We start from the raw sequence: 12,094 nt of genomic DNA, 5'->3' as shown, positions 1-12,094 counted from the left end.
TGCGCACGAAGCTAAAGCTTTTGGTTTAGTTTTATTTTTTCTTGTTCAAAGCTAAATCCATAAGATTTAGCGACTATATAAATATACACAGACCTTGTGGTTTTGCCTTAAAGTCCGCATTACGTTTAGGTTTTGTTGTAATCAGTAGCGACACTTTTGAGTAAGCACGAATCTTTGCGTTCTGGTTTTTATTCCATCCGAGTGAAGTCCATCTGCGCAACGGTTACGTCAGAGTAAGGTCCATCTAGAGTATTTATTTTTATTCCAATTCTCTATCTAGAAAATTAAATTTCAATTCATCTGGTACACCAAGATTTTTTCTACCTTCTTTAAAGTCCGATTCAGTGGTGTATTTATATACTCTCTCTTTACTATTCCACGTGTTTTTTTTACTATCGCTAATATCGATAATATAATAGTTTGTTTTTTTCTTATATGGGAACAAACTGTCTGGTGGATTCCAGCCGTTACTTATGTGGTACCAATGTCCATTTTTTCTAAAAATACTATCGCCACTCCAAATGTACACGGTGTCTGCGGGATTACTCAAACGATAATATCCAGTACTATCTCTATTAAAAAGTCGAGCCGAAATTTCTTCTTGCTTATTTGGATGTTGTTTTGCAATAATTATATTGTCATTAAAACCTACGGCAAAAACCGTTTCAGGTATTAGAACAGCACCTCCATATTTAGTACTATCCGGATTTTTAAAAAGAGCTCTATATCTGGGCTCTGACCACCAACCTAAATTGAAATCCTTAGTCAAGTGTTTGGTTTGTGTTTCTTCGTCCCATAAACAACTTGACAAAAGAAACACGGTAAAAATGCCGACTACTATTTTCTTCATTTAGATGTTTGTCTTTTTTTTTGAGCTATTGATTACAACGTTTTAGCTATGAACAGTACGGGAGCAAACTAGCGTTTACTTTCCGCCATGCACATAGCAAAATCTTTTTGTTTTGTTTTTTTTTCCTTGTTTAAAGCAAAATCCCAAAGATTTTGCGGACATCATAAAAATACGCAAACCTTTCGTTTGAGCCCGAAGCCCGTATTGTTTATAGGTTTTGTTGTGCAACGTTAATTTTTTGCTCAATCGTGTCCGTTTCTGATTTTACTAACGGTTTTAAATCTATTTTTCTTACTTCTTTAATGTATTCAGTCGCTTTGTCATAGTTCTTCTTTTCAAACTCAACATTAGCCAAATTCAATAGAACTATTGATTTATCATTTTCTGTTCTCAATCCGATTTTTAACGCTTTTAACAATTCAGATAAGCTATAGTCCCATTCTTCTTTTTCTGAAGCAATGATTCCGTTAGTAAAATGGAAATAACCTTTTTGACTTTTACTAAGCTGTTCTGGATTTTTGATTTTAGAAATTAATTTTTCTGCTTTATCGTAATTTTCTTTTTTTAATTGTTGAAAAGCAGCGTAAACGGTTCCATACTTAAAATATCCATACACAAAAAGTACTGCTCCGAATAAACTGAGAGCCATATTCCAAAAGTCATTTCTTCCATAAAAGACAATCGCTAACCCAATACTTGTAATTACTAAGATTATTCTAACAACAGGGGTAAACATGAATCACATAGGTTTTTAATGTTGCACAACACATAAATATGTGTGATCATGGTTAATGATAAGAAAGATACAATATTCTAATAAATGTAATAACCATGGTAGCGTAAAATGGTTAAGCCAATTGCGCAAAAAATATATCATTGTTGTATTTTTAGATTTGATATATTTTTTGCGCAACTATAATCTTATACCGTTTTCTATGAATAATGAAATTTACACGTTCTCGACAGATACCCACAGGGGTAAAAATGTTATCTTGATTTCATTTAAATACACTCAAAAAAATAAAGAGGCATTGCGTAAAAGGTTTCCATCCGTTAGGTGGAGCCAGACTAAAAAATCATGGTATTTACCTGACCTTCCGGTAGTACGCCAACAATTGGGTATGGAACCTAAATCCATGATTCAAGGGAAAATGATGTCGCTTTCCGCTACCAATCAAAAAGCATATGCCCAAATGTATGACCAGTTGCAACTAAAAGGCTATAGTGACAATACCAAGAGAATTTACATGGCAGAATTCTATCACCTTTTAAAGCTTTTGAAGTCATACCCTGTAGATCGTTTGGATTCCGCTAGGCTTAAGGACTATTTTTTGCATTGTGTAAAGAAAGAGGGTATGGGAGAGAGAAAGCTTAACGGTAAAATCAATGCGGTAAAATTTTACTTTGAGCAGGTATTGCATAGGCCAAAGATGTTCTTTGACATTCCCAGGCCAAAAAAACCATTGGTCTTGCCTAAGTTGCTCAGCAAAGAACAAGTGGCCAAGGTGTTTAATGCTACGGATAATTTAAAGCACCTAGTAGCACTTAAATTGTGTTATGGCGCAGGTTTACGAGTGTCAGAAGTGGTCAATATTAAACTTAATGATGTGGATAGCGCCAGAATGGTAATTCATGTAGTAGGTGCCAAGGGTAAAAAAGACCGGTATGTACCCTTACCAGAAAAATTGTTGCCATTACTAAGGGAATATTTTAAGAAATATAGGCCAAAGGAATATTTGTTTGAAGGAAAATATGGTGGCGCTTACTCCAAAAGTTCTGTACAGCAGGTGTTCAAAAAAGCAATGAAAATTGCAGGTATCAGGAAAAAAATTGGAATTCACGGGCTGCGCCATAGCTATGCCACCCATTTATTGGAATCCGGTGCGGATATGCGTTTCATTCAGGAACTATTGGGGCATAACTCCATTACGACCACCCAGGTGTATACCAAGGTTACGCCACAACGGTTGTCCATGGTAAAAAGCCCGTTGGATAGTATGTAGAACCATGCGGTGCAAATGCCGTACTGGGCGTTCAGATATTATGCTCTTGAGGTCAATGATTTGAAGAAAACAAAGCCAAACCCAAGGAACAACATAAAGTGAAAAGGGAACAGTCCAAAATCGTTTAAAGGTATGGCGCTGTACATGCCAAACATAAAATAGACCATAAGGGCAAATTCCAGAATCATATTGGGAGATAATTTTTTGGCAAGGTATTTATTGCCCTTCCAACTTTGTTTCAACGTGCTGATGTTGAATTTTGGGGTACGCACAAATTCGCTCCTCTTCCCCATATGTCCCTCAAGAACTGCAATGGTATTATGAAGGGAAAAACCTAGGGCAACGGAGAAAAAGGTAAAGAAAATACGTATGTAGTCCACAAAGTTATCAAAACCACTGCCCTGAATACTTTTATAGGTAAACCAATAGCAAATAAACAGAATAATGGTACTAATGGTAAACAGGCTCAATAGCGAAAACACCCAGTCTAAATGGCCATAAGTATTTTTGATGTATAAGGATGGAATACTCAGTAGGGCCACCAGGAACACACAAAGGAACATGGAACTGTTCAGTAAATGCATTACACCGTGAAATTTGGTTTTAAAGGGAATGTTCTTGGCACTGATAACGCTCCATACGGTCTTTCTAAAATTTTCAGCCCCGCCTTTGTTCCATCTAAACTGTTGCGATCGTGCGGCACTGATGACCACCGGAAGCTCTGCAGGGGTTTCCACATCTTCCAGGTATTTAAACTTCCAGTTCTTTAATTGCGCACGGTAGCTTAGATCCAAATCTTCGGTCAAGGTATCGCCCTCCCAGTTACCGGCATCAATAATACATTCCTTGCGCCATATACCAGCGGTACCGTTAAAGTTGATAAAATGTCCTTTGCTGTTACGACCAACCTGTTCTAACGTAAAATGGGCATCTAGGGCAAAGGCCTGTATTTTGGTAAGGGTAGAGTAATCACGGTTCAAATGTCCCCAACGGGTCTGTACCACCCCAATTTCCTCATCTTTAAAATAGATGACGGTTTTCTTCAACCAATCCGGCGCAGGTAAAAAGTCCGCATCAAAAATAGCAATGAACTCTCCCTTGGCTATTTTAAGGCCTTCCTTGAGGGCTCCTGCCTTGAAACCAGATCTGTCCGTTCTGCGTATATGTTGAATATCCAGTCCGGTTTCCTGTAGTTTGGCAATACTTGCAGCAGTACTGATGACGGTATCATCGGTAGAATCGTCCAACACCTGTATTTCCAGCTTGCTCTTTGGGTATTCTATCTTCGCGATATTTTCCAAAAGACGGTCCATTACATATTCCTCGTTGAAAACGGGTAGTTGTATGGTTACGAACGGAATTTCCTTTGGGTCCAGTAAATTGAACTTTGGAGCTGTTTGATGCTGTCTCTTTTGGGATAGGTAATTAAATAAAAGGTTAAGCTGCGCCAGGCTATAGAAAAATATCAATAGCAATGAAATACTATAAACGATTATTATAAGGTACGCTAGTGCTAATGCCATATTATTTAATACTGTATTTGAAGATCCACCCCAATATTTTTATGCCAGCAAATATACTACCTTTTACGGTTCCTGAAACTTTTGAGATACCAATTCTTCGTTTGTAACGTACTGGTACTTCGGTATATGTCATTTTTTTCTTCAAAATTTTCAATTGCATTTCCACGGTCCATCCATAGGTTTTGTCCTCCATGTGCAATTCTTTGAGTTTTTCGTATTTAATGGCCCTAAAAGGACCTAAATCCGTAAACTTTGCGCCAAAAAACAAGCGCATTAAAAATGTGGCCAACCAGTTGCCAAAAACCTGTTGCGGGGTCATGGAACCTTCTTCGCGCAGGCTTTTTTTTCGCGCGCCCACAACAAAATCTATGTCCTTTTGTAAAATTGGGGCCACTAGCTTGTCCAGTTCCTCAGGATAATCGGAATAGTCTCCGTCTATGAATACAATGATTTCAGGCGAACGGTCAAGTGCGGCCACATAGTCCAGACCCTTTAAACAGGCATAGCCATAGCCTTTTCTAGGTTCTGTCAACACGGTGGCCCCGGCGGCCTTGGCATTTTTAACCGTATGGTCAGATGAATTGTTGTTCACCACAATAACCTCGGATACGGTCTTGGGGAGCTCCCTTATAACATGGGCTATGGAATCTGCTTCGTTAAAAGCCGGTATGATAACTTTTATGTCTGGCATTACTTTAGATCGGATAAACTGTTGGTGTCGGTAAAGGCATCAAAACTTTGCCATTCCCTAATTTTGTTTCCCTTATTGTATTGTTCCGCGGATATCATTTGGGCATCTTCATACTTAAGGCAGTAGCCATTTTTTAGCCCTTGCGAAAGTTGGCACTTATGGGCTACCCTCCCTTTTTTATCATAGTACAGCCACCATCCTTCCTGTTGGTCGTTGTGGTAACGGCCTTCCTTGCTTCTAACACGGTGCTCGTCATAATAGTACCAATACTGTTCCTTTTTACCGTACGCATAATATCCTTTCATGGAGATTTTTCCGTTGGGATGGTAAAATATCCAATAATCGGTCTTTACATTATATCGTTTCCAGCCTTCACTGGCCAAAGTGCCATCCTCATAATAGGTGCGTTCATAACGCTTGTCCTCTCCTTTGGTAAAGGCAATGGTTAGCAGGCTGCAAACCGCAAGAAGTATAACAATAGGCATATATGTTTTCAAGTGCGTTACCATGTGCTTTTTCCTTTTGGACATAATGCCAAAGATCGGTTAAAAAATATTGACAGTACAAGCATACCGTTAAAACAGATAGGGCTATAGGGGCGCATTATTGGTTTTTTGGTTTTAAGGTATACGTATGTGCCCCGTGCTTTAAATCAATAACGGTGCCTTGCCAAATAAGGTTGCCGGTTATGTTTTTTGGCAAGGTTATTTGTGCTGTGAGTTGGCTGTCTTTTTTGCTCAAACTAAATGCAATGGCCCCTTTTGGCGTTGGTAAAAGTCCGTCTATAGTGTTAAGTACCCCAAAAACAGGGGCAATACGCACTTCTTCAAAATTATTTTTTACGGATTTAATACCCCCCAAATAATTGAAATAAAAGTATGCCGGAGACGCACTCCAGGGGTGTACCTCTGACCGCGTAGGTTTTTCGGCACTTTCAAAACGTTCCAAGGTTGTGGTCATATGATCGTAGACCATTTGTTCCCAAGGACGTTGTGCAAGGTGAAACAGTTCTGGTGCATTAATCTTTTCAATGGCTTTGAACAGGTAAAACCGGTAGTAATAGGTAGCCTGTAATAGGTCTTTGTCGTTCAGGATTCGTACAAGTAATGCTTGCTGTTTATCTGGGGCAATGGCATCGGTAAGGATGGCCATGATATTGGTGTGTTGGTCATAAACGGTTTTGTCCGGCCGTTCCGCAAAAAGCTTTCTTTCCGTATCGTAGCACAGGTCGTAAACCGCTTTTTTAATGGTAGTGGCTCTTTGGGTATAGGTTGTAGCGGTTTGGGTATCCCCAATTTCGCTGAACAATTGTGCTGCAAGCTGTAGGGCATGAACATAGTGCAAGCTTACCACGGCAGAATTTTCCCCATCATTGTTCGTGGCCGTACCACTGCCATTGTTGGGCCCCGTATACCAGTCTATAAAATAGCGGTAAGGAGTCTTTTTTACCAGGTGCTTTGGGTTCATGTTCCTTTCAAAACCGGCAAGGGTGTGGACAATACCGTCTTTATAGGTGTGTATAAAATTCTTGTCACCGGTTGTTTTGTAATGATCCGCGATCATACTTATCCAGACCAAGGAATAGGTGGGGTAGATAAAGGTGGACCGTAGGGGGTAGGCCCCCAGAATATTTCCGTCCGCATCCCTAGAATGATGAAATTGCCTAATGGCGTTCCTGGTATGGTCGGCATTACCGCTCATGGCCTCCCAGATTAGGGCGTGTATTTTGGTATCGCCTACGTATTGCATGGTTTCATAGTAGGCATCGCTCAAAAAATAATCTTGTGTGCAGATATCCACGGTACGTTTACAGATTTCAAAAATTTCGTTGTAAAGTTCATTGTCAGATATAAATTGCGCGTAGGATGGCAGTGTAGTTCGCGATCTGTGGTTAATGAACCTGTTCAGGGTAAGGGCTTCTTCCTTGGTGGTAATTTCAAGTTCAATGAACCTGTAGGTACGCATCCAATTGGGAATGAATTTTTGTTGTTCTTTTCCGTTGGATGTGATAAGGTCGTAGTAGCCTAAAAGTGTTTTGCCCTCAATATCGTTGCGGTCTGCTTTTTCCTGGTTTGGGCCAAAAAGGTTTTCGGCATAGTTAATACGGATAGATGCCCACCTGCCTTTACTGAACACCAACTCCGGAAAACCGTTGGTAACATATTTCTGGTCTATTAATAGGGTAGATGTTGAATGTGGTTCAATGGTCAACGTACCACTTACGGGAAAATTGGTGGTGCCCTTTTCTGTTGATCTAACAATAGAGCCCATGGCCTCGGTATCCCAGGACAATAAGGGCAGATTTCTGGGCTCCAACAGATAGGCGATGGAGCCGCCCATGCTACTGGCATTTTCAAAAAATTCCGTGTGTTGCCATTCGGCATCGTCATATCCGGGCATTTCCCACCCTGTAGGATAGGCATTAAAATCGACTATATCGGTGGGGTTATTGGCATAGAATCCGCCAACTATGGCCTTTTCGCCCGTGCCCCTCCATACCACTTCGTTGGCGGTATAACTGTCATCCAACATGCAGCGCCATGAATCTTCCGCCCCAGTGGTGTTTAGCGCTTTGGCATTTTCCGTAACGCCGTTCACCATAACGCTCGTAAAGATAGATTGCATACCTAAAAAGCGTCTTTTGCCAAAGTTCACCACTTTAAGGGCCAGTACATTGCTGCCGTTCCGTATAAAGTCTTTTAGGTTTAGGGTTTCATATTTGTAATGTTGAATATCGCTCAATTGTGGGCCATGGGTAATGAACCTACCGTTAACATATAAAAAGTAATGGTTGTCCGCACTTATGTTGATGATCAGGTCTTGGGTACTGTCCTTTACCATAAATGTGTTTCTGAACAAAACGGCCCGGTCCTCACCACCCGCTATATCCGGATGGCTTACCCAACTGGCAGTAATCGTTTCAGGCCCGTAGCGCACCACCGGGTAATTGAGTTCCTCTTGTGCCAAACCCACCATGGGGAGGAGCAGTAAACAGCTTAGGATGATTACATGAATGCTAGGGGTCCTTAAGGCAAATGAATGGTTCCGCACAATTAATATCTGGTTATTTAGTGAATTAGGCTTTAGGTTGTTTTTTGTTTACCAATTCCATCAGGTCAACATCATTGCCCAATAAAACTTCGGTGGGGTTAATGCGCCCTTCTTCTGGCCCGTTTTCCAATTTTAGTACGCCACGTGGGCAGACCGCGGAGCAAATACCACAGCCCACACAACTGGACCGCACTATGTTCTCACCTTTTTGGGCATAGGCCCGCACATCAATACCTTGCTCACAGTAAGTGGAACAGTTGCCACATGAAATGCACTGTCCGCCATTGGTGGTAATTCTAAAGCGAGATTTAAAACGTTGTACAAAACCAAGGTAAGCGGCCAGAGGGCAACCAAAACGGCACCACACCCTATTTCCAAAAATGGGGTAGAACCCCGTACCTATGACGCCGGCAAAAATAGAACCTATGGCCAAACTGTAAACATTTTGTACGCTTTGGGTCTTGATACCCAGGACTGTGCCCGTTTCGCTAAAAAAACTGTATAGCGTCATACCGGTCATTACCAATGCAAAAAGTAAAACCCCATGGATCAACCATCGTTCTACCTTCCAGGCAAACAAAGACTTATCGGAGTGTTGCCTATAAGGGTCCCCAAGGGTTTCGGCCAAACCGCCACACCCGCACACCCACGAACAATACCATCTTTTTCCAAAAAAATAGACCATTACGGGCACAATGACCAAAGTGAGGATAATTCCCCAGAAAAGGATAAAAATACCAATGCCGCCACTGTTCAATAACGATTTCAGGTTCCACTGGAAAAAGAAATCATAGTCCAACGGAAAAGCATTTTTAAAATCATAGTAGGGCATTTGAAGGCGCACCATAATTTCAGGAATCAAAAAGGCAAAGACAATTTGGAAGAACAGCACAGAGGTGGTGCGCACTGTTTGGTATACGTTATGCCGGTATTTAATATACATGCGCACGGCCATAACGGTCATGACAACGCAATACATAAACCCATATACAAACCAATGTCCGGCAGGGTTTCCACTTAAAGATTCACTGATGGGGTCTACCAAATACGTCCAATTGGTGGCATACTCAGGTCTAAAATAAAGGACAAGATAGAAAGAGACCAAAAACAGGAATACCAGCCATGCGATCCAGCCCCTATTGGTAGAACTTTGATGATAGATACCATCGTTCTTAATACCTTTGGGACCTAACAGGACCACTTGGGGAACAATAAAAAGCAATGCGCCTATAATACCCAGGCCAAAGGTTAGAAACCACATTAGAACTTTATTCCCGGCAATAAATCCCGAACCTGATTTTTTGGCGATGGTAGCTGCCAGGTCCCTGCCCTTTACGTAAACAATTTTCTTATACTCCTTATTTTTTCTATGTGTGGCATTTGCGTTTTCCAAGGAGGTAACCACAATGCCGGATAGGTGGTGTACCCCATTAAACTCATTGCCGGCCACTTGCGTCTGTAGATAATTGATAAGCAAATCGCTTTTTATGGAACTATCGGCAATTACTTGGTTTAAAATGGTTTGGTCCGCCTTGAACGTACCTATGAACGGTAGTACGGTAAAAATACCTAGGCCTATTAAAAATAAAGTGATTCCTATATTTTGTAGTGTTTTCATTCTTTATTGATTAAGCCTTGCTAAAAATACGTTTCCAACTCTTTTTCTTGGGGTCAATATTTTTTTGGTGTTCCGCATTGTATTTAGCAACAATGGCATCTTCATATTGGGTATAGAACTCTGGGTCAAAATTGGCATCTTTCAAATAGGTCAAGACATGGTCAACCTCCTTATTTTGGTTTAGCCATCTGTCAAAAATTTCGTGCCTCATACGAATACCAAACGTATTAATCCCTAAAAACCTATTGGTTTCCTTATGGTAGGCAATGGTAATGCAGATATTTTCCTTGGGATGTCTCCAATGAAAATGCTGCTCATGGTCCTCTTTGTTCCGCTCACTGAACACCCATCCATAGGTTTGATATTCAATATCCAAGAATTTTGCGGAATTGAACCAATGTCCGGGGTTGTACGCACGACGCTTTCCGCAAAGGGTTTGGGCAAGGGTTTCCCCCATCATTCTACCGGTGTACCACACAGCCTCTACAGGTCTTCTTTGGTCAAGGGCCTCATGCTGTTCTGCACAATCGCCAATGGCATAAACATCTGGCACACTGGTCTCCAAAAAACGATTGACTTTAACGCCTTTGCCCAATGTTATACCGCTACCTTTCAGAAAATCTATATTGGGGGTGACCCCGGCGGTGAGTCCAACAACGTTACATGGTATGGTTTCTCCTTTGTCCGTAATCACTGCCTTGACCCTTCCTTGTTCATCTGGGATAATCTCCTTTAAATTAGTGTCTAGCCGTAAATCAATATGGTGTGCTAAAATATGTTGGTTGATCATGGCAGATTCCCCATTTGGCAATACCCCGTTCCAGAAGCTTTTTTCGCGGACCAAAAAGGTAACGGGAATTTTTCGGGAACGTAACATTTCTGCCATTTCTATTCCTATAAGTCCGCCGCCGACAATTACGGCCCGTTGGCATACCGTATTATTGGGGGCGTTTTTTTCAAGTGTTTCCAAATCTTGTTTGGAATAGAGGCCTTGTACCCCCGGTAAATCTTGTCCCGGCCATCCAAATCTGTTTGGTTTTGAACCCGTGGCGATCACCAGTTTGTCATAGGATAGGGTAGTGTTATTGGCCAAGTGAATTATTTTGGATGCCGGATCTACTTTTTCCACATAGCCCTTCACCAGTTCAATACGGTTCTTCTTCCAAAACCAATCTTCATAAGGTTGGGTATGCTTAAATTTCATATGGCCCATATATACGTACATTAATGCGGTACGGGAAAAAAAATAGTCGGACTCTGCAGAAATGATCGTAATTTTTTTATCGGAAAGCTTACGTACATGCCTGGCCAAGGTAACACCAGATATTCCATTTCCAATAATGATGATATGCTCCATATGGCAGTAAATTTAAAAGTTAGTCGCAAGAAAAGTCAGATGCTTTACAGGCGTATATTGAAACCGGGTTATTTAGAATTAATCTAAGGCTACCGGTGCAATTAAAACCAAGGTAACATTAATTGCGTAGATAGGTAAACGCACCCTTGCAAGAATAGTAATGTGTTGGTTTCTATGTTAAGTTGCGACAAAAGGGTTACAGTGAATATTTAATTGGTATGAAATACTCTTGGGTAATTTTGGTTTTTTTCTTTGGGATAAATGGTGGAAAGGCCCAGTATACCGAGTTTTTTAGTGCTGCGGATACATTTTTGAAAACCCATGTAGAGAACGGAAAGGTAGATTATGCCTCCATTGTCAAACAACCTTTGGCATTGAATAACGTGCTTAAATTGGCGGAAAAAGCGGCCATTGATCTTCAAGATCCTAATGTGTATCAGGCCTTTTGGATAAATACCTATAATCTGTTGGTAATTAAGGGTGTTGTGGATAATTATCCCCTACGGTCCCCTTTGGACGTGGACGGTTTTTTTGATAAGCTGAGGTATAATGTGGGGGGGAGGTATATAACGTTGAACGCCATAGAAAATGAGTTACTTAGAGCAAGGTTTCCAAATGAACCCCGTTTTCATTTTGTATTGGTCTGTGCAGGCCTAGGGTGTCCGCCAATTATTGGGGAGGCCTACATGCCAAACAGGTTGAACCAACAGCTTCATCAACAAACAGCCAAAGCATTGAACGACCCTATGTTCATTAGGAATAAGGGTGATAAGGTCTTTGTTTCGCAATTGTTTGATTGGTATAAGGTAGATTTTGATAGGGCCGGTGGTATATTAGCATTTATCAATAGGTATAGAACTACTAAGTTTTCCAAGGATATTCTTTTGGATTACTATCCGTATGATTGGCGCTTAAATGTGAAATAGCCACATACGCAATACATTACTTGTTACCGTTTACCTTTAGTTCATTTCTTAACAAATTGTTGGGTATATCTGCTA

Annotated in this window: 10 protein-coding genes; 2 read left to right on the top strand and 8 right to left on the bottom strand. The window is 40.8% G+C overall.

Translation table 11 applies throughout. From position 1 onward, the window contains the following. Positions 1-259: 259 nt before the first annotated feature. Positions 260-850, bottom strand: a complete 591-nt coding sequence (locus JM81_RS09025) for a hypothetical protein (protein WP_144802488.1) — start codon at positions 848-850, stop codon at positions 260-262. A gap of 208 nt (positions 851-1,058) precedes the next feature. Next, positions 1,059-1,586 (bottom strand): tetratricopeptide repeat protein, encoded by a 528-nt coding sequence (locus tag JM81_RS09020; RefSeq protein WP_144802486.1) that lies wholly within the window; start codon positions 1,584-1,586, stop codon positions 1,059-1,061. A gap of 199 nt (positions 1,587-1,785) precedes the next feature. On the opposite strand from JM81_RS09020, the gene JM81_RS09015 reads away from it, so the two are divergent. Then, the gene (locus JM81_RS09015) at positions 1,786-2,853 is read left to right on the top strand and encodes a tyrosine-type recombinase/integrase (protein WP_144802483.1); all 1,068 of its coding nucleotides are present in this window, start codon (positions 1,786-1,788) and stop codon (positions 2,851-2,853) included. A 38-nt stretch (positions 2,854-2,891) separates the two neighbouring features. Here the strand turns inward: JM81_RS09015 and JM81_RS09010 are convergent, their stop codons facing one another. The 6 genes from JM81_RS09010 to JM81_RS08985 all read right to left on the bottom strand — a co-directional run bounded on the left by JM81_RS09010 (position 2,892) and on the right by JM81_RS08985 (position 11,093). Then, positions 2,892-4,376: a cellulose synthase family protein gene (locus tag JM81_RS09010; RefSeq protein ID WP_144802480.1), complete on the bottom strand. Its 1,485-nt coding sequence runs from the start codon at positions 4,374-4,376 to the stop codon at positions 2,892-2,894. A gap of 1 nt (position 4,377) precedes the next feature. Beyond that, entirely contained in the window at positions 4,378-5,067 is a 690-nt protein-coding gene (locus tag JM81_RS09005) for a glycosyltransferase family 2 protein (protein WP_089260706.1), read from the bottom strand. Then, positions 5,067-5,597, bottom strand: a complete 531-nt coding sequence (locus tag JM81_RS09000; RefSeq protein ID WP_144802478.1) for a toxin-antitoxin system YwqK family antitoxin — start codon at positions 5,595-5,597, stop codon at positions 5,067-5,069. Before JM81_RS09000 ends, JM81_RS09005 begins: the two co-directional genes overlap by 1 nt. A gap of 73 nt (positions 5,598-5,670) precedes the next feature. After that, entirely contained in the window at positions 5,671-8,118 is a 2,448-nt protein-coding gene (locus JM81_RS08995) for an alpha-L-rhamnosidase C-terminal domain-containing protein (protein ID WP_144802475.1), read from the bottom strand. A gap of 25 nt (positions 8,119-8,143) precedes the next feature. Beyond that, on the bottom strand, positions 8,144-9,736 hold the full coding sequence (locus tag JM81_RS08990; RefSeq protein WP_144802472.1) for a 4Fe-4S binding protein: 1,593 nt from the start codon (positions 9,734-9,736) through the stop codon (positions 8,144-8,146). A 10-nt stretch (positions 9,737-9,746) separates the two neighbouring features. Beyond that, positions 9,747-11,093 (bottom strand): NAD(P)/FAD-dependent oxidoreductase, encoded by a 1,347-nt coding sequence (locus JM81_RS08985; RefSeq protein WP_144802469.1) that lies wholly within the window; start codon positions 11,091-11,093, stop codon positions 9,747-9,749. A gap of 218 nt (positions 11,094-11,311) precedes the next feature. Here JM81_RS08985 and JM81_RS08980 point away from each other — a divergent pair, with 218 nt between their 5' ends. Then, positions 11,312-12,019 carry a DUF547 domain-containing protein gene (locus JM81_RS08980; RefSeq protein WP_144802466.1) on the top strand — a complete coding sequence of 236 codons (708 nt, stop codon included), beginning with the start codon at positions 11,312-11,314 and terminating at the stop codon, positions 12,017-12,019. Positions 12,020-12,094: the final 75 nt, after the last annotated feature.

It is taken from the genome of Maribacter sp. MAR_2009_72, assembly GCF_007827235.1.
In the GTDB taxonomy this organism is placed as follows: Bacteria; Bacteroidota; Bacteroidia; order Flavobacteriales; family Flavobacteriaceae; genus Maribacter; species Maribacter sedimenticola.
Note: the sequence above shows the minus strand (reverse complement) of the source record. Positions and strands in the feature narration are given on the sequence as shown.